This window comes from Guptibacillus spartinae (assembly GCF_028610625.1).
Classification (GTDB): domain Bacteria; phylum Bacillota; class Bacilli; order Bacillales; family Guptibacillaceae; genus Guptibacillus; species Guptibacillus spartinae.
In genome coordinates, this window is the sequence record NZ_JAQQWU010000002.1 from 39,184 (window position 1) to 56,952 (window position 17,769).

Genomic DNA, 17,769 nt, shown 5'->3' on the forward strand with positions numbered 1-17,769 from the left:
AGCTATCGTAAAGGAGCTTAAAAGGAAATGGATAAGCGTTTAATTGATTGGCCTACGTTTTTAGGTGCTCTAAGTTTATTACTACTTGTAACCGTTCCGCTTGTACTTTTTCCGGAGAGCGGAAAGGAATTTGTTAACAAAGCGAATGAGTTCGTGACTACCCAATTCGGGGTGCTCTACTTACTAGTTGGGCTCGGTATCTTTTTCTTTTTAATTTATGTGGCCTTTAGTGATAACGGAAGAGTGCGTTTAGGTGAAGAAGACGAGCGACCGGAATTCAACAATTTTTCTTGGGCAGGGATGCTCTTCTGTGCTGGAATTGGCTCTAGTATTTTATATTGGGGCACAATTGAATGGGCTTATTACTATCAAGGACCGCCTTTTGGATTAGAGCCAGGTACGAAAGAAGCGATTCTTTGGGCAAGTACATACGGAATCTTCCATTGGGGACCGATCGCATGGGCTATCTATACGCTTCCAGCTTTACCTATGGCGTATTTTTACTATGTACGAAAAAAACCAGTCCTAAAAATAAGCGAAGCAACAAGACCATTGATCGGCAACTTAGTCGATGGACCTCTTGGAACGATTATTGATGTGCTATTTATGTTTGGTCTACTTGGTGGAGCAGGAACAACGCTTGCCCTTGGTACCCCAATGATTGCAGAGGGAATAGACGCTCTCACAGGTATTGGTGTCACAATGGTTTTAAAAACGCTAATCCTTGTTCTTGTGACAGCTATTTTTGCTATAAGTGCCTATTCAGGATTAAAAAAAGGCATTAAAGTATTATCGGATATTAACTTAGTCCTCTCCATTTTTCTGCTTTTATTTGTACTAATCTTTGGGCCAACCCGCTTTCTCGTTGAGACCGCAACCAACAGTGTCGGTTTATTAATGGATAACTTCTTTCATATGAGCACTTGGACGGAACCATTCAATGCGCTTGGTCCATATGAAAAAACGGGTTTTCCAGAAAGTTGGACCGTGTTTTACTGGGCATGGTGGCTCGTCTACGCGCCTTTTGTCGGCTTGTTTGTTGCCAAAATATCAAGAGGCCGTTCCATCAAACAAATGATCCTTGGGACCATCAGTTATGGAACTCTTGGAAGTTTATTATTTTTTGGAATCCTTGGAAATTACGGACTTCATATGCAGTTAACAGGTGAATTTGACGTCATAAAGGTTCTAAATAATGAAGGGGCGCCAAGAGCCATTATTGAAATAATTGCCCAACTTCCCTTATCATGGTTTATGATTTTCATTTTTGTCATATTAGCGATTATTTTTCTAGCGACTACGTTTGATTCAAGTTCCTATATTTTAGCCTCCGTTGTTCAAAAAGAGGTGAAGGATGAACCGTTGCGCTGGAACCGACTGTTTTGGGCATTCGCGCTTTGCCTTATGCCGTTAGTTCTTATGTTTGTAGGTGGCCTAGGTACTCTTCAAACCGCAAGTATCGTCGGTGGATTTCCCCTTCTCTTTATCATGATTATGCTAGGTTGGTCGTTTATGCGAGCTTCTACGGCTGATATTAAAGCTTCTGAACATTATGAGCCCAAAACGTTTTCATTAAACTACAAAAAGATTTTACAATCGATCCGCCGTAAGAAAAAGAAACAGCAAAAAGGCCCCATCGATGCTCATTTTGAAGAGGAGAAGAAAGACGATTAGCTTAGCAGATAATTTTTCCATATTTAAAATTATATTGACACTTTCAATAGGTCATGATAAAAATTGAATAACTCTACTAAATATTGAACTGCTTTGAAGGAAACCCAGTAGCAACCTTTTCCCTATTGAAGAGAGCCGATGGTTGGTGAGAATCGGTATATAAAAGGGCGTGAATTTCATTTCTGGAGCTTCTTTTGCACATGCAAAAGACGGTGAAGATCGTTACACAATGAAGTGGTGAGTTTTCTCACAACCAGGGTGGTACCGCGATAACAATCGTCCCTACGGATAACGTAGGGGCGATTTTTTTGTGGAATAACGGAGTTAGCATTCAATCAACCATGAAAGGAGCATCATCATGAGTCAAAACGAACAGTGGTCTTCAAGACTTGGATTTATTCTCGCTGCAGCAGGATCAGCGATTGGTCTTGGAGCCATATGGAAATTCCCGTACACTGCAGGTCAAAATGGAGGTGGCGCTTTCTTTCTAATCTTCATCTTATTTACATTGATCCTTGGCCTCCCACTTCTCCTAGCGGAATTTTCGATAGGACGAACTGCTCAAAGCAACGCCGTAGATTCTTATAAAACCATATCACCGGAATCAAAATGGTATCGTGTTGGAATTATGGGGATGGTCACTTCTTTCATCTTACTGTCATTTTACAGTGTTATTGGAGGATGGATCATTGCCTATCTGTATAAAGCCATTACAGGGGAGCTAACCGGGCTTTCATCTGATGAATACGCACAAGTTTTTGGAACAACGATCTCCAATTCATTTATTAGTATTTTCTCGCAATTCATTTTCATTATTTTAACCATTCTTGTTGTAGCTAGAGGTGTTGAAAAGGGGATTGAACAGGCAAGTAAAATCATGATGCCGGCTTTATTTCTTCTCTTCATTATTCTAGTGATTCGAGCCGTTACGCTAGAAGGGTCAATGGAAGGGATATTATTCTTGCTTCAACCTGATTTTTCAAAAGTAACGTCTCAAACAATCTTAGAAGCAATGGGACAGTCTTTTTTCACACTAAGTGTTGGGGTATCGGTTATGGTCACGTATAGTTCTTACTTACCGAAAACGCAAAGCTTACCCCGCTCTGCTCTCTCGATTGTGGTCATGAACATTTTTATCGTTCTTCTTGCTGGCTTGGCCATCTTTCCGGCAGTTTTCGCTTTCAACCTTGAAGCTGGAGCAGGTCCCGTTCTCTTATTTAATGTGCTTCCAACAGTATTTGGTCAGTTACCATTTGGAATGCTCTTTTTCATCGCCTTTTTGGTACTGTTCTTGTTTGCAGCATTAACTTCTGCCTTTTCAATGCTTGAGATCATTGTCTCGGTTATTTCCAAAGGGGACCTTAATAAACGAAAAAAATGGGCATGGATCATTGGACTTGCCATTTTCGCTGTTGGCATTCCATCAGCTCTTTCATACGGCGTTTTAAGCGATGTCACCTTATTTAATAAAACGATATTTGATCTAGCGGATTATGCGGTTAGTAATGTACTTCTTCCGATCGGAGCTTTGTTAATCTCCATTTTTGTTCCTTTAAAAATGAAAAAATCTGCCCTATATGAAGAATTGAAACGTGGAAGTGGATTAAAGAAAGGGTTGTTCGAAACGTGGTATTTTCTTATCCGTTTCGTCGCACCGCTTCTTATTCTATTCGTTATGTTAGATGTTCTTGGGATTTGGTAAGCAACCAAAAGCCTCGCCACAATGGCGAGGCTTTTTGCTTTGTTATTCGTCTTCTTCAATAGGTGCTGAAGGTTTTGGTTCATCTTTTAGATCAAAATAAGCTTCAAATAATCGTCTAGCAATATCTTTGTTTACGGATTCATTTCTATCACTACTTAAGCTTGGAACCACAACCGCTAACGCAATTTCGGGATTTTCATAAGGGGCATAACCCACAAAGGTTAAATTAAATCCTTCTACGCTATTATTTGGACCAAACTTTACTTCAGCAGTACCCGTTTTACCGGCATGAGTAAAATCTGTTCCCTTAAAATATTTCGTTGCTGTTCCGTTACTAGCATTTGTCACTCTCCATAACCCATTTTGGACTCTGCTAATATCGCTTTGACTCATTTGAATGCGATTCATTACGTTTGTATCAAACTGATCTACAATAATATTTGATAAGCCATCGACATTCGAGGCCTCGTGAACTTCTTTTAAGAAATGGGGCTGAATTCTTTTTCCATCGTTTGCAATCGTTGAAATATATTGAGCCATCTGAAGAGGCGTGTACGTATCAAATTGCCCAATCATTAAGTCCATTAGGTTACCAATTTGCTCAATACCACCATTGATTCCTGTCGTTTCAATTGGCATATCAATTCCTGTCTTCTTTCCAAGACCAAACTGATTAAAATGATAGCGAACCTCATTATATGCACTTGGATCCCACGGAATCCCACTTGTGTTTGGAACATAATCATATCCTGCCATCATCATGGCGATCCTGAACATGTAGACGTTGGATGATCTTTCTAACGCTTCAACATCATTCACCCAGCCCAGGTTAGCATATGACGCCTTATCTTTAGTAACAGGTATCGATATTGGGGTATCAAATAAAGTCGTGCCATGACTAATGACTCCTGTTTCATAACCCGTTAATACAGAAGCCCCTTTTACTGCTGACCCCATTTCATACGCTTCTGACAAGGTTCCATACGAATATTCAACATAGTCATTGTCTTTAGAGCTATATTTCGTTCCGCCGAAGGCTAATACCTCACCTGTCTCTGGATCCAATCCAATCGCATAAGCACGGTCTGCATATGGGTTCCCACGCGCTCTTGCTTTTCTTAATTCTTCTTCAAGAATCGTTTCAAGCTCCTGTTGCAAATCAATATCGACTGTTAAAACCAGGTCATTCCCTCTTTTACCAGGAATCGCTTCAGGTTCGCCAATTGGCTTTCCTGATTTGTCCGTAACATATTTCTTCATGGATTTCTGGCCTCTTAATAAATCTTCATATTGCTTCTCCAGATAGCTAATACCAACTAGATCATTATTATCGTAACCTTTCATTGTATAGGCATCCAATGATTCTTTTGGGATTTGTCCGAGATTACCAAACATCGTTTCCATCGTTTCCTTATAAGGATAGACGCGTTCAGCATCCGGAGATATATCGACGCCGGGCAAATCTTCAAGGTTTTCACTAACCTGTGCAATTTCTTCCCGGGTTAATCCTTTTTTGATAGATTGAGAAGAAAGCGCATACCCAGAATCCATTTGTCGCTTGATTGCAGCAAGTTTCATTTCCTCTTTATCACTGGTAACTTCCTTAAGATCTTCTTCCTTTATGCGATCAATTTGAAGCTGATAAGCCTTTTTAGATTCAAGTTCTCCCCATTCTTCATCCGATAGTTTCGCTTTGGCTTTTTCTGGTCTAGTGATAATCCAGAAATCTTTCAAATCGCGTTCCGTCACCTTGTCCGTATCCATTACGATAAATGTTGCTAGTTTACGAGCCACTTCAAGTCTTTCCTGTTGTGTGGTATTTTGATTTCGAATATAGGTTAACGTAAATGTCGGCTCATTGTCGACCAGCACTCGTCCATACCGATCATACATTTTCCCTCTTGGAGCTGAAGATTTTGCTGTCACATTCTCGGTTTGCTCTGATATCCTTTCAAAATCTTCCCCTTGTACAATTTGAATCATCCCAAGCCTTAGTATAAGAACTGAAAATAATAAAAAAACAAATAAAAATAAAATATTCAGCCGAAACGGCACGTGTGTTTTTTTCATTTTTTCTTTAATCATAGACTATCCCCCGCTCATTTCCTTATCTTCCCAACTATCATAACACAGGATCCTTAGGACTTTTTTCCTTATTAGAAAATATATTCAAACTTTTTCATGAAAGGAAAGTGACATGAAAGGACATCTATTTTCTTATAAATCATATTAAAAAAGCGTGCTGGGGTAGCACGCTTTTCGAAAAGAAATGAGGAGTTATAGAATAGGAGACAGCAACCTTGAGATTGACTCTTTAAATCGAATCCAAAGTGACCTGTCTAAATAGGCTTCTTCTGTTAATTCAACGCTTTTCTTCATATCTTCAATAAAAATATTTTCTAATTCTGTAGATATTTGTTCGTCATAAATAAAGGCGTTCACTTCAAAATTTAATCGAAAACTGCGAACATCAATATTTGCGGTTCCAACAGAAGAAATTTCACGATCGATCGTTATCGTTTTTGCATGTACAAAACCATTTTGATAAATGTATATTCTGGCCCCTGCTTTTAATAGTTCACCAACGTAGGAATAGGTCGCCCAATAGACAAACGGATGATCAGGCTTATTGGGAATCATTAATTTTACATCTACACCGCTAAGGGCTGCAATACGAAGTGCATCTAGTAGGCTAGCATCAGGTATAAAATAAGGCGTTTGGATAAAAATGGTTCGTTTCGCAGAAGTAATCAACTTAATATAGCCATTTTTGATTTGTTCCCATTCAGAATCAGGTCCACTGCTAACAACTTGAACTCCTGCTTTTCCTATGGGTTCAATGATTGGGAAGTAGCAAGATTCATACCCTACCTTATTTCGTGCAGCATGATTCCAATCTAGCAAAAACCTGGTTTGCATCGCGAGAGTTGCACTTCCCTCGATACGAAGGTGTGTATCTCGCCAATATCCAAACTTCGGGTTTAATCCAAGATACTCATCCCCTACATTAAATCCACCAACATAGCCGAGAGTACCGTCAATAATAACAAGCTTACGATGATTTCGGTAATTCAGTCGCGTATTCACATAGGGAATACGTGAGGGAAAAAAGACCTCTACTTCTCCGCCTGCTTCAATCAGTTCTCTGAAAAAACGCTTCCTCGTTTTTCGCGACCCCATCTCATCATAAAGAACGCGAACTTTTACCCCTTCTCGCGCCATTTGAGCGAGCTTTTCTACAATTCTTTTTCCCAAATCATCTTTTTGGAAAATGTAATATTGAAAATGAATATGATCCTTAGCACGCCCAATATCCTCAATAAGAGAATCAAACTTTTTTTTACCATCTGAAAAAATATGAATCGCATTGTCCTGTGTGAGCACTGCATCATCATTTACGAGATGCATATAAATCAGATCCTTGTGTCGCGCAATTTCCTCATGCCTAAATGGGTAAACACCGCTTTTAATTTCACTAACCTGTTCCTCTATTAAATCCTCAATTCCTACTTTCTTAATGTTTTCCCAGTCGAATAACCGCCTTCTGCTTAGGTTTTGACCAAAGACCAGGTACATTACAAAACCAAGAAGAGGTATGAAAAGCAAAACCATTAGCCAGGCCCACGTGGCACCAGCATCCTTACGTTCAAGAAAAATAACGAGAGCGGCAAATCCAAGATTAAGTACAAATAAAACCCCTAATAAAATTGATATAATGTGCATAAAATAGCTCCTTTAGCGAACACCGTAACAAATAACGTCATAACTTCAGTTTACAGCATTTAAAGCTTGTTATTAAGATTTACAATTTAAAGATATCACATTTTCTTTTTATAGAAGAACTTCACCTTTAAAATCATGGAATCCCTTCCATTTCTTTGAAAGTCAAAGTAAAATAAACGTAATACGAGACAAGGAGGCGTTCTAATGATTGGTAAACCAATTCATTTTGATGGAAGCTCTAGTTCCTCATCAACCTCTGTTGAAAAAAAGCAACCTTTTATCCTTACAGATGAAGTCAGAAAAAATCTCAGCGGTAATCCATATCAGCAGCCTAAAAGCTAAGCCTTGCTTAAAAAGCAAGGCTTTTTTTATTCCTCTTTAACCCAACGAATCCTGATAATAAGCAAAATACTTGAAACCACAATCCGTCTCCTTTATAATTTGTCCTGAATTAATAATAATTTAATTCGAGATAAATCCACACATCATGAAAGGAATGAATACGGAAATGGCAAAAGTATTATACATCACAGCTCATCCACACGATGATACACAATCTTATAGTATGGCAGTAGGGAAAGCCTTTATCGACACTTACAAAGAGGCAAATAAAAACGATCAGGTTGTTCATCTCGACCTTTATCGTGAGCACATCCCTCAAATTGATGCGGATGTATTTAGCGGTTGGGGCAAGTTACAGTCCGGCAAAGGGTTTGAAGAATTATCGGCTAGTGAGCAAGAAAAAGTACAGCGACTTAATGAATTAAGTGAAGAATTTATTGAAGCTGATAAATATATTTTTGTCACACCACTGTGGAATTTCTCTTTCCCTCCAGTAATGAAAGCTTATTTTGACTCAGTTTCAGTAGCTGGTAAAGCCTTCAAATATACTGAAAATGGGCCAGTTGGTCTTTTAACAGATAAAAAAGCGATTCACATTCAGGCTCGCGGTGGGGTATATTCAGAAGGTCCTGCAGCTGAAATGGAGATGGGACATCGCTACTTTACAACGATGATGCAATTCTATGGCGTTCCAAGCTACGAAGGACTTTTTGTAGAAGGTCATAACGCGATGCCAGAAAAAGCAGAAGAAATTAAACAAAATGCAATTGCACGTGCGAAAGATGCAGCACATACATTCTAAAATCATTCATTTATTAAAAACCAGCTGACAAGTCAGCTGGTTTTTCTATGAGACGACATATCCCTGGTTTTCTACTATTTCTTGCAAAGTAGATTGAGAAACCTTGCTTGGATCAAAGGTAACAGTAGCATTACCTTCTTTAAAATGAATTTCGACAGCTGATACACCACTTGATTCGAGTAAGGCGCTACGAATAACTGCTGCACAATAATCGCCGGTCATTCCATCAATTTTCAAGGTTACTTGTTCCAATACACTGTCTCCCCTCACGAACTTGTATAGTTATTATTCTTCCCATTTAACAAGATACTATGAAGAAACAAGAAGCTAACATGAAGGAATTTCCTATGACGTTAACGTGCTGAATGATTCTTTTGTTTTGCAGCCCATAGCACCCACCAAATCAATAATGGCTGGAATAGTAAGCGAATCCAAAGGAGCATTTTATTTGCTTCTTCCTGTCCAGGTGCTGGAACTCCTGCAATCGCTGCATAAATATTAGCAGGAAAAATAAGAATTAAATAAACTGCCGTCCAAAATCGAGCCTGCTTTCGCGTAGTAGGAATGAGAAGCAAAATAGCTAACACAATCTCAAGAACCCCTGTGACATAAATCAAACCAAGGCGGAACGGTACCCATTCAGGAATCATTGCAGCGAAACCTTCCCCTTGGACAAAATGGGCAATACCCGCAAAAATAAAGAAGAGAGCAAATAGCACTAGCCCAATTCTACGAACTGTTTTTATCATAAAGAATCTCCTTTTTAATTGGATTCTTATATGATAGCAAACTTTCCATCTTGTTTAGAAGAGAAACGCTTTACCGAAGGAGTTGTTTAATTGTAAATGGCAGCATTTCATGTAGCGTTTCAAAAGAGTAGGTTAGTTCTAGTCGTTCCGTCCATTTATGCGCATCTCTGCCCTTTGGACCAAGGTTCATAACAGGAACCTTCAATTGCTCTAGTGCCTCGAGTGGCAAAGTATAAGATTGCCCGTATAAAGGCATATTGCTCATTAGTGGCTGAATCGTTTCCTTTGTTCGTTCCAATCCAACAAAACTTAAATCTGAGAGCCCCGGAAAGTAATGTTGCGGTTTCAATTTCACTTCATGCTTTGTATCACTATAAGCCATGACACGATGAATCGTTTCCTGAATAAATGGATCATGACGAGAAGAAACGGCCGGGTAGAATGGCGGGTTAAAAAAAAGAACGATCATTGGCCCATCGTCTTTACAAAGTGCAGCAAGATCAAACACCATTCTTGTGGAGAGATCTCGATCCCCAAGATCTTTAAAATTTGCTGAGATGTAATCCTGGCGACGCTTAATCTCCGCTTCTCCAAACAAAGTCACAGCCCGTTGGTGCAGTTGTTCATAGGTTAATACATTGACTTTAAACGGCTCAGGAACATAGCTTTGAAGCATCGAGAAAGCAGTGGCTTTTTCTAAGTAATGGTGTTCTATACGCCTTGCGGCAGTTTTTACAGCCTTCATCAATTTATCCGTAATTTGCTGAATGCTACTTTCCATCCCTAGCACATTAAAGAGCGTGACGCCTACATGTGGAATTTGAACTGAATATCCTTCTTTTAAATCCTTTTGCATTAAATTTGTTGGTGGAGGTGTTACCTCTCCATCAACGACTTCACAGAAATCAGCATTTAATTCTAACTCTTTGGTTACCTCTGCAACCATGTAATTCGCATTTAAGCCAGAGAATGGCTCGCCAACATGCGTTTCTTGACCATAACAAAAAAAACCAGGAAGTAACTTGCCGATTGATCCAGAATAGACATAGAGATTTTGATCACCTGGATAATTCGTGAAAACAGGTTCAGAATTTAAACACGCTGTATAGTTGAGATCATGTTGTTTCGCCATTTCAACGAGCACTGGAACGGCTTCAATCATTCCTAATGAATTGGCTTCCTCATCTGGAACAGTCAGGAATAAAAGATTTCCATCAAACTCCCCGGCATTTGCTTTTTCAAGCATGCTCATCTGTAAGGCAATTCCGGCTTTCATATCCATCACACCTCGACCAAACACCCACTCTCCACTTTCAAGATCATTCTGAACTTCTAGTGGCATTTTATCGAGATTCTTGTATATCTCTTCCGTTAAGTCGTAGGGGCTGAATGCTAGATTTTTTAATTGTCCGTAATCTTCTACATCGACTACGTCAAAATGACTAATTAAAATGACCGTTTTCTTCGCTGCTCCATTCTTAATGAGCCCTGTAACAAAAGAACGACCATCACTTGTTGGATGAAGAGCAAGCATGTGAGGATTATCTTTAAAATAGTCTAGATCCTGAAGCTGAAGATGGATATATTCTGCAAGTGCTACCTCTGGGTAAGAACCTGTAATACTCTGATGTTCGACAAGCCTTGATAACAAATACATTAGCGATTCTTTTGATTGCCATTTCTCCATCTTAGCGCCCCCTCCTCTTTTTTTTGCATAATTCACCTGTTTTTGGTAGGTTAAATGGGCATAGACGGTTTTTTATGAAGACTCACCGTCTCATTACCTCAGCCACTTTCAAACCGTTTAGGAAAAGTGAATGTTCTCCAAGTTCGAATAGGAGTTCACTTTATCATATTTTATACATACAAAACTTGAAAAGACCAGAAGAAATGGGGAAAATCATGACAATCATATTTGCTCATAGAGGCGCCAGTCGACAATGTCCAGAAAATACATTAAGTGCTTATAAACGGGCGGTAGAACTTGGAGCTGAAGGAATTGAAATTGATATCCAACTTTCAAAAGATGGGGTTCCGGTTGTCATTCACGATCGTACATTAAAGCGGACGACATCCGGGAAAGGAATTGTGACCGATACTACCTATGCTGATCTTAAAAAGCTTGATGCTGGCAGCTGGTTTTCACCAAAGTTTCAACAAGAGCGCATTCCCTCTTTGGAGGAAGTATTGATTTTCGCTTCCAATTATCCTGATTTGTGGCTAAATATTGAATTAAAATACTATCGAGAAAATGATGATCTTCTTGCTCAAACAGCGATCCCGATGATAAAAAAATTTCGTTCTGAGAAAAACACGCTGATTTCTAGCTTTGAACATGAACGATTGCTTGAAGTACATAAATTATGGTCTAAATTAGAAACTGCACCTCTTTACAAAGGGAATCTACATGAACCATGGCAATACGCGAAAAAACTAAAAGCGAAAGCCATTCATCCTCATTTCAAATCCATCCATGGACCACTTATTAAAACCGTTCGATCTCAAGGTATAAAAGTACGCCCTTATACGGTAAATGAAGAAAAATGGATCAGACAGTTTCTTGATTGGGAAGTTGACGGTTTAATGACGGATGTTCCTGATCTAGCTCTAAATATTATGCATAACAAGCAAATTTCTCAGCAAAAAAAAACTTGGTGGAAACAGATTTGGAGCATAATAACAAAGTAAAGCACGATTTGCGACTTCTATTTTTGTACGTGCTATACTTAGGGTCACGAAAGAAGTAATAAAGGAGAGATCGCATGTCATCAGCATTATTTACACCTTATACAATTAAAAACGTTACATTTCCTAATCGAATTGTAATGAGTCCTATGTGCATGTATTCGTGTGAAGCTATGGACGGGAAAGCAACCGATTTCCACTACACACACTATACTTCTAGAGCTGTAGGAGGAACAGGTTTGATTATTACAGAAGCAGCCGCTGTTACTGAGCAGGGCCGCATCTCTCCACAGGACCTTGGCATTTGGAATGACGACCATATAGAAGGATTGAAAAAAATTGTGCACCTTTCTCAGGAACAGGGAGCAAAAGTAGGCATTCAACTTGCCCATGCTGGCCGAAAAGCTGTATTGGATGGTCCGATTATTGCACCTTCAGCCATTCCTTTTAATGATAAAATGAAAACACCTGAAGAGATGACAATTGAACAAATTAACGAAACAATTGTGGCCTTTAAAGAAGGTGCACTAAGAGCAAACGAAGCAGGGTTTGATGTTATTGAACTTCACGGTGCTCACGGTTATTTAATAAATGAATTTTTATCTCCATTAACCAACAAACGTGAGGATCAGTATGGTGGTTCAAAAGAAAATCGCTATCGCTTTCTTAAAGAAATCATCACAGAAGTGAACAGTGTATGGAATGGTCCACTCTTTGTACGTATTTCAGCGGAAGAATACAACGAAGATGGAAATACAATGGAGGACTTCATTTATTTTTCAAGCGAAATGAAAAAACAAGGCGTTGATCTTGTAGATTGTAGTACAGGCGGGGTTGTACCAGCGAGCATTGATGCCTTTCCAGGATATCAAGTTAAACACGCTGAGCAAATTCGGAATAAAGCGGAAATCGCAACTGGAGCAGTTGGATTAATCACACATCCTCTCCAGGCAGAGGAAATCATTCATAACAACCGTGCTGATCTTGTCTTGCTTGCGAGAGAACTTTTAAGAGATCCTTACTGGGCGAGAACGGCTGCAGCTGAACTTGGGGCAGATCTAGAAGCACCTAAACAGTATGAACGTGGTTGGAATTAAGTCATAGGCTAGAACAAAACCGAGCTCAAGATGAGCTCGGTTTTGTTAATGGCAGATGAACTGTCATATGGTCTTTTACGATTTCCGTATTTTCAAAAACAGCTTTTGCTTCACACAAAAGCTCTTCCATATCAACCTCTTGATAACGTGAACTTATATGGTTTAATAACAGTTTCTTGACATTAGCCGTCTTAGCAATTTGAGCCGCTTCCTTCGTTGTAGAGTGATAATACTCAAATGCTAGCGAAGACTTCTCACTTGAAAAAGTAGCTTCATGAATCAAAAGATCGGCATTTGTTGCAAAACTAATCGTCTTTTCAAGAAACCGAGTGTCCCCACAATAAACGATATGCCTTCCTTTGATTGGTGGACCAATGACTTCACTTGCATGAACCTTGTTTCCACTTTCTAATGTAATGGATTCTCCCTTTTTGAATTTTTGATAAACCGGTCCGGGTTGAACACCAAGTGATTTTAATTTTTCAACATTTAACGACCCGATCTTATCTGCTTCTTCTATTCGATAACCAAAACTATCGATTCCATGTTCTAATAAAGCCACCTTAATATCCATATCAGACTCTTGTACTTGAAAACCGTCCTCTACTTCTATCATACGGAGCGGATAACGAAGATGCGTACCGCTAATTTCTATGGCGGTATTAATAAAACGAGCAAGCCCTTTAGGGCCATATATCTTCAGTTCCGTCTCTCCACCTTGAAAGGAACGACTTCCTAGAATGCCGGGCAGGCCGAAGATATGATCACCATGTAAATGTGTAATAAAAATTGCGGTCACTTTACTGAGGGTAATGGTAGATGTAAGTATTTGATGCTGCGTTGCTTCTCCACAATCAAACAACCAAACTTCTCCAGAATCCAACCGAAGAGCGGTGGAACTAACGTTTCGTTTCGTTGAAGGAACTCCGGCACCTGTTCCTAGAAATGTGAATTCCATTTCAATCCTCCTTCTTACCTCTTCTTTGTCGCAAACGAGTCAATGATCCGCTACACTGTATATATGCATTTGATATAGGAGCTGAATAGGATGCTTTCAAACAAACAATTATATTTTTTACTATTTCTATCACATTGCCTATTATTCCTATCTTTCTATTTGTTTAAAGACGTTTTTTGGCCACTCTTTACTCTTTCTCTTCTCCTCCTTGGAGGAATTTCAATTCGAAAAGTGAAATGGAAAAAACCGTCCCAATTTCATCTATTAATTGGAATGTTAAGCGGCGTATTCCTTTATTTTGTATTCTTATTGGGTAAGATTCTTATGCTTGCTTTATTCCCGCAATTCATCATACAGGTCGATGAACTTTACAATCTTGTTGCACCAGTTAAAGCATGGCACTATATAAGTCTAATTCTGATTATTATTCCTGGAGAAGAATTATTTTGGAGAGGACTTGTTCAAGCAGAACTTAAAACGCGTAAACTTAAATTTCCGATTTTACTAGCAGCGCTTCTCTATATGACTGCGCACCTTTATGCAGGCGTTTTCCTTCTCCTGATTGCTGCTGTGTTAGCTGGATGCGTATGGGGCTACTTATATGACAGGACCCATAATATGATTGTTCCCTTGCTTTCACACCTTGTATTTGATTTATTTCTTCTTGTCTTTTTTCCGCTTCTGTGAGGCATGCTCTCTTAATTTCTGATGGAGATTCTTCATATGCTGTTTGTATAGAAGGATTTCCTGACGATCAGGATGTACTCCTCCATACCTTTCCTTTATGTAGATGTCTCGAACCCTATTCTTGCTGTCAGTTTCACCAGGAATTTTCTTTAACCATTCACTTAATGTTTCTCCTGAGTAACGCCCAAACCCATACTTTATTGCTTTTATTTCTAGATCATAAAGCTGCTTTCTTATCTGATTCGATGGTGGTGTTGTTTGTGTGACTTTCTTTTCTTCGCTTGCCTTCAACATTTCACTCGTTAAAGTCGCAAAAGATCTTACGGGAAGGCGAGATAACGCAAGTCTTTTTTTGTAAAAGATAAACAATAGAACGAGTAACGCAATAGTAAGGCATGTATAGAAAATAAGCTCAAGTGGTAAATCTAGACTTTCTCCATTTACCATTTGTTCCTTGTTTACTTCTTGGTTTTCCAATTGATTGTTCGCTTCTAAGAGAAGCGAATTTTGAGTAGATCGAGTAGGAAGGTTTGAGGTTAGCCAGTAGATCGGCAAACCAATGATATATCCTACTCCGCTTACCGAATAAGAGATCACTTTAATGAGTGGCTCTTTCATCCAAATGAGTATACTAAACAAACCGCTAGAAACAGCTAATATTAGAAGAATCGAACTCATTGCCCATTTTGCCTGATGTGGTCCCCTTGTATTTCTTATCTCTACTGCTGCTCTACATATAAGAAGCAAAAGAAATTGAACGAGAGGAAATAGAAAAACCAACTGTCTTAGTTCAGAAGAATTACTGAACAGAAAAAATAAAAAAGCCCCAGCGAAGCTCAAGAAAAATAGTATGGTATCATCATGCCGACTTGTCTCTCTCATGTTGACATAACTACGCCATGCAATCGTGATTGAAAGAAGAATGGCATAAAAAAGCGGTACATTTAATAATATTCCCACAGTAAAAGTTAATATGGTTAAGAAAAGCACCCATGCAAACGTGACGTGGTCTCGATTTTTAAAATAAACAAGAAAAAAGCAGCCTCCACAACCAATGAAAAGAACAAGAAAAGGGAAGATCGGCGGAAGGTTTTTTTCGTACAAATAAAAGAACATGAGAAGAAAATACACGAAAACCATATCATAAATGTAATAGAGAAAATGGGGAAGATTTCTGAAACCCTTCATCAATCCGATATCCTTTCTATTTCACTAAGATAAGCATGACCATCTGTTAACTTCACGTCATAACATTTATGCCCTTTGTTCTTTAAATACTGATAAAAGTTAACTTCTTCTAAAGATTGAATCGGTTCACTTAATCGTATTAAAACTGAACGCTGTGTGAGTCGCTTTTTGAGCAGTGAACTCATACGATCGAAAGATAGAAGTGGTCTCGTATCATCGATTCGAGCTAGTAACTCCAATGCTTTACTTAATTGAGCATTCCCCTCGCCCGCTTCTAGTATCATAGAAGGGTCTGGTCCTTCAGGGTCTGAATTAATATAAATTTCAAATGCTATCCCTCGCTTTGTAGCGACAGTACAAAGAAAAGCGAGTTGACTAATATATGCCTCAATATGATTGGAAACCTGACCAGGACTGTTCTTTCTTTTAACCGACAAATCGAGAATAAAAACCCATCTCATTTCAATCGAACGCTCATAAATTTTTGTTTTTAACTCTGACGTCCTTGCCGTTGCTTTCCAATGAATCCGATTAAACGGGTCGGTGCTCACGTACTCTCGAGCTCCAGCTGGAGCAGAGAGGTTTTCGTAGAGGGAATGTTCATAAGGGAAGTTCCCCATTTCATAAGTTGAAAGCTGCTCCAGGCCACTTACCTCTTTCAACTCTGGATAAATAACTACTTCTGTTTGAAAAAAGCCGTGAAGACTCGATACATGGCTACCCAGGCCAAAGAGGTCTTTTATTGTAAATTGAAGCTTCCTAATTCGCGTAGCTCCTCTTTGATGAGCATGAATGGAAAAGGAAATGTTCTGCTGTTCCTCTTGTTTAAGAAAAAAAGGAATGGAATAGTAGTGAAGGTTTTTTGTATTTTGAACGATTTCCAAATGTGAAAGATGGAGAACAGGTTCAAGAGCAAAACGCAGCTCACCATTCCAAACCGGCAATCTTCCTCGATTTTGCACCGAAAAGGAAAGTGTTTCATCTTCCCCTTTAAAAAGCTTGATTGTTTGTCGCTTATTTTCTAACTGAACAGATCTAGCTGCTTTTTTTAAATAGAGACGAGTGCCATAGGCAAGTACCATTATTGCAATTGTTACTAGGAATAGTTCAATTGATTGAAAATAGAAAGCAACAATGAGCAAAACCCAACTTAACCCTAAAAATGAAGAGAGTCTGGTCTGGGATTCCCATCTCATGTAGTAGTAACTCCCCTCGCTTCTACAGGAACGTCAACTTGGGATAAAATCTCTTGTAGTAAAGCTTGTTTCGTCTTACGCATCGCTCCTTCCATCGTCAAAACAAGACGATGACTAAGGACATATGGCGCTACAAACTGAATATCTTCAGGAGTAACAAACGACCTACCTTCAATGAATGCTTTTCCCTGGGCTGCTTTCATAAAGGCAATGGTTCCTCTTGGGCTAACGCCAACACTTATGTACTCTCCGTTTCTAGTAGCGTGCACGATACTTAATAGGTAATCTTCAATGACTTCAGAAAGTACCACTTGCTTCACTTGTTCTTGAAACACTTCTATTTCTCCAGCTTCAAAGATCGCCTCTAAGTCATTGAATGGATTTGTTAGTCTCATCATTTGAATCATTTGTTTTTCTTCTTCCAGCGTTGGATACCCAGTTTGCATCTGCATAAAGAAACGATCCATCTGGGCTTCCGGTAATGAAAAGGTTCCCTGCGATTCAAGAGGGTTTTGAGTGGCTATTACGATAAAAGGTGTTGGAAGTTTAAGTGTTGTTCCTTCAATCGTTACCTGCTTTTCTTCCATTACTTCTAATAAACTTGACTGCGTTCTAGGAGTTGCTCGGTTTATCTCATCCGCAAGCAATACGTTCGTCATCACAGGACCTGGACGTAATTCAAAATCTTGCTTTTTCGGATTGAAAAACTCAATACCTGTTACATCACCAGGTAATACATCAGGAGTGAATTGAACTCTTTTATATTGACCACCGAGTAAGACTGCCATGGATTTTGCGAGAAGGGTCTTACCAGTGCCCGGAACATCTTCCAATAGAACATTGCCATTATTCAACAATGAAATCATTACAAGCTCAATCGTTTTTTCTTTTCCAATTAAAACTCTCTTCATTTCATTCTGGACAAGTTCGATCTTATCAACAATCTTCATATTAGTAGCTCCTTTT

At 39.1% G+C, this 17,769-nt stretch carries 16 protein-coding genes and 1 other annotated feature; of the genes, 7 read left to right on the top strand and 9 right to left on the bottom strand.

Translation table 11 applies throughout. The annotated features are described in order from the left end of the window. Positions 1–27: 27 nt before the first annotated feature. Positions 28–1,674, top strand: a complete 1,647-nt coding sequence (locus tag PQ511_RS04085; protein ID WP_273850663.1) for a BCCT family transporter — start codon at positions 28–30, stop codon at positions 1,672–1,674. An 84-nt stretch (positions 1,675–1,758) separates the two neighbouring features. Further along, positions 1,759–1,961, top strand: a binding site (T-box leader). 71 nt (positions 1,962–2,032) lie between these two features. Beyond that, entirely contained in the window at positions 2,033–3,376 is a 1,344-nt protein-coding gene (locus PQ511_RS04090; protein WP_273850664.1) for a sodium-dependent transporter, read from the top strand. Positions 3,377–3,418: 42 nt separating this feature from the next. On the opposite strand, the gene PQ511_RS04095 is transcribed toward PQ511_RS04090, so the two are convergent. Then, positions 3,419–5,461, bottom strand: coding sequence for a peptidoglycan D,D-transpeptidase FtsI family protein (locus PQ511_RS04095; protein ID WP_273850666.1), 2,043 nt, complete (start codon positions 5,459–5,461; stop codon positions 3,419–3,421). Between the two features lie 192 nt (positions 5,462–5,653). Beyond that, a complete protein-coding gene (cls, locus tag PQ511_RS04100) occupies positions 5,654–7,099 on the bottom strand; it encodes a cardiolipin synthase (RefSeq protein WP_273850667.1) in 1,446 nt (481 codons plus the stop codon). 204 nt (positions 7,100–7,303) lie between these two features. On the opposite strand from cls, the gene PQ511_RS04105 reads away from it, so the two are divergent. Both PQ511_RS04105 and PQ511_RS04110 read left to right on the top strand, forming a co-directional pair. Continuing rightward, on the top strand, positions 7,304–7,441 hold the full coding sequence (locus PQ511_RS04105) for a hypothetical protein (RefSeq protein WP_273850668.1): 138 nt from the start codon (positions 7,304–7,306) through the stop codon (positions 7,439–7,441). Positions 7,442–7,607: 166 nt separating this feature from the next. Further along, positions 7,608–8,243: an FMN-dependent NADH-azoreductase gene (locus tag PQ511_RS04110; protein ID WP_273850669.1), complete on the top strand. Its 636-nt coding sequence runs from the start codon at positions 7,608–7,610 to the stop codon at positions 8,241–8,243. Between the two features lie 45 nt (positions 8,244–8,288). Here the strand turns inward: PQ511_RS04110 and PQ511_RS04115 are convergent, their stop codons facing one another. The 3 genes from PQ511_RS04115 to PQ511_RS04125 form a co-directional block, all read right to left on the bottom strand. Beyond that, entirely contained in the window at positions 8,289–8,495 is a 207-nt protein-coding gene (locus PQ511_RS04115; protein ID WP_273850670.1) for a heavy-metal-associated domain-containing protein, read from the bottom strand. 101 nt (positions 8,496–8,596) lie between these two features. After that, complete coding sequence (locus PQ511_RS04120) at positions 8,597–8,992, bottom strand: DoxX family protein (protein ID WP_273850672.1); 396 nt, start codon at positions 8,990–8,992, stop codon at positions 8,597–8,599. Between the two features lie 70 nt (positions 8,993–9,062). Then, positions 9,063–10,679 (bottom strand): M20/M25/M40 family metallo-hydrolase, encoded by a 1,617-nt coding sequence (locus PQ511_RS04125; RefSeq protein WP_273850673.1) that lies wholly within the window; start codon positions 10,677–10,679, stop codon positions 9,063–9,065. A gap of 215 nt (positions 10,680–10,894) precedes the next feature. On the opposite strand from PQ511_RS04125, the gene PQ511_RS04130 reads away from it, so the two are divergent. Together PQ511_RS04130 and namA are read left to right on the top strand one after the other, a co-directional pair. Then, positions 10,895–11,680 (top strand): glycerophosphodiester phosphodiesterase, encoded by a 786-nt coding sequence (locus PQ511_RS04130; RefSeq protein ID WP_273850674.1) that lies wholly within the window; start codon positions 10,895–10,897, stop codon positions 11,678–11,680. Between the two features lie 74 nt (positions 11,681–11,754). Further along, the gene (namA, locus tag PQ511_RS04135) at positions 11,755–12,774 is read left to right on the top strand and encodes an NADPH dehydrogenase NamA (RefSeq protein ID WP_273850675.1); all 1,020 of its coding nucleotides are present in this window, start codon (positions 11,755–11,757) and stop codon (positions 12,772–12,774) included. A gap of 25 nt (positions 12,775–12,799) precedes the next feature. Here the strand turns inward: namA and rnz are convergent, their stop codons facing one another. Then, positions 12,800–13,732, bottom strand: coding sequence for a ribonuclease Z (gene rnz / locus PQ511_RS04140; RefSeq protein ID WP_273850676.1), 933 nt, complete (start codon positions 13,730–13,732; stop codon positions 12,800–12,802). A gap of 90 nt (positions 13,733–13,822) precedes the next feature. Between rnz and PQ511_RS04145 the strand changes: the two genes are divergently transcribed. Next, positions 13,823–14,419: a CPBP family intramembrane glutamic endopeptidase gene (locus PQ511_RS04145; RefSeq protein ID WP_273850677.1), complete on the top strand. Its 597-nt coding sequence runs from the start codon at positions 13,823–13,825 to the stop codon at positions 14,417–14,419. On the opposite strand, the gene PQ511_RS04150 is transcribed toward PQ511_RS04145, so the two are convergent. The 3 genes from PQ511_RS04150 to PQ511_RS04160 are packed head-to-tail and all read right to left on the bottom strand — an operon-like array spanning position 14,387 to position 17,753. Further along, positions 14,387–15,607: a hypothetical protein gene (locus PQ511_RS04150; RefSeq protein ID WP_273850678.1), complete on the bottom strand. Its 1,221-nt coding sequence runs from the start codon at positions 15,605–15,607 to the stop codon at positions 14,387–14,389. The genes PQ511_RS04145 and PQ511_RS04150 overlap by 33 nt on opposite strands. Beyond that, complete coding sequence (locus PQ511_RS04155; RefSeq protein WP_273850679.1) at positions 15,607–16,803, bottom strand: DUF58 domain-containing protein; 1,197 nt, start codon at positions 16,801–16,803, stop codon at positions 15,607–15,609. Before PQ511_RS04155 ends, PQ511_RS04150 begins: the two co-directional genes overlap by 1 nt. Further along, on the bottom strand, positions 16,800–17,753 hold the full coding sequence (locus PQ511_RS04160) for an AAA family ATPase (RefSeq protein WP_273850680.1): 954 nt from the start codon (positions 17,751–17,753) through the stop codon (positions 16,800–16,802). The genes PQ511_RS04155 and PQ511_RS04160 overlap by 4 nt, the downstream gene beginning before the upstream one ends. Positions 17,754–17,769: the final 16 nt, after the last annotated feature.

Coding starts and splice junctions, on each gene's coding strand:
- PQ511_RS04125 (WP_273850673.1), bottom strand. CDS start 10,679: ATGGAGAAATGGCAATCAAAAGAATCGCTAATGTATTTGTTATCAAGG.
- PQ511_RS04150 (WP_273850678.1), bottom strand. CDS start 15,607: ATGAAGGGTTTCAGAAATCTTCCCCATTTTCTCTATTACATTTATGAT.
- rnz (WP_273850676.1), bottom strand. CDS start 13,732: ATGGAATTCACATTTCTAGGAACAGGTGCCGGAGTTCCTTCAACGAAA.
- PQ511_RS04090 (WP_273850664.1), top strand. CDS start 2,033: ATGAGTCAAAACGAACAGTGGTCTTCAAGACTTGGATTTATTCTCGCT.
- namA (WP_273850675.1), top strand. CDS start 11,755: ATGTCATCAGCATTATTTACACCTTATACAATTAAAAACGTTACATTT.
- PQ511_RS04145 (WP_273850677.1), top strand. CDS start 13,823: ATGCTTTCAAACAAACAATTATATTTTTTACTATTTCTATCACATTGC.
- PQ511_RS04120 (WP_273850672.1), bottom strand. CDS start 8,992: ATGATAAAAACAGTTCGTAGAATTGGGCTAGTGCTATTTGCTCTCTTC.
- PQ511_RS04095 (WP_273850666.1), bottom strand. CDS start 5,461: ATGATTAAAGAAAAAATGAAAAAAACACACGTGCCGTTTCGGCTGAAT.
- PQ511_RS04155 (WP_273850679.1), bottom strand. CDS start 16,803: ATGAGATGGGAATCCCAGACCAGACTCTCTTCATTTTTAGGGTTAAGT.
- PQ511_RS04110 (WP_273850669.1), top strand. CDS start 7,608: ATGGCAAAAGTATTATACATCACAGCTCATCCACACGATGATACACAA.
- cls (WP_273850667.1), bottom strand. CDS start 7,099: ATGCACATTATATCAATTTTATTAGGGGTTTTATTTGTACTTAATCTT.
- PQ511_RS04160 (WP_273850680.1), bottom strand. CDS start 17,753: ATGAAGATTGTTGATAAGATCGAACTTGTCCAGAATGAAATGAAGAGA.
- PQ511_RS04105 (WP_273850668.1), top strand. CDS start 7,304: ATGATTGGTAAACCAATTCATTTTGATGGAAGCTCTAGTTCCTCATCA.
- PQ511_RS04130 (WP_273850674.1), top strand. CDS start 10,895: ATGACAATCATATTTGCTCATAGAGGCGCCAGTCGACAATGTCCAGAA.
- PQ511_RS04085 (WP_273850663.1), top strand. CDS start 28: ATGGATAAGCGTTTAATTGATTGGCCTACGTTTTTAGGTGCTCTAAGT.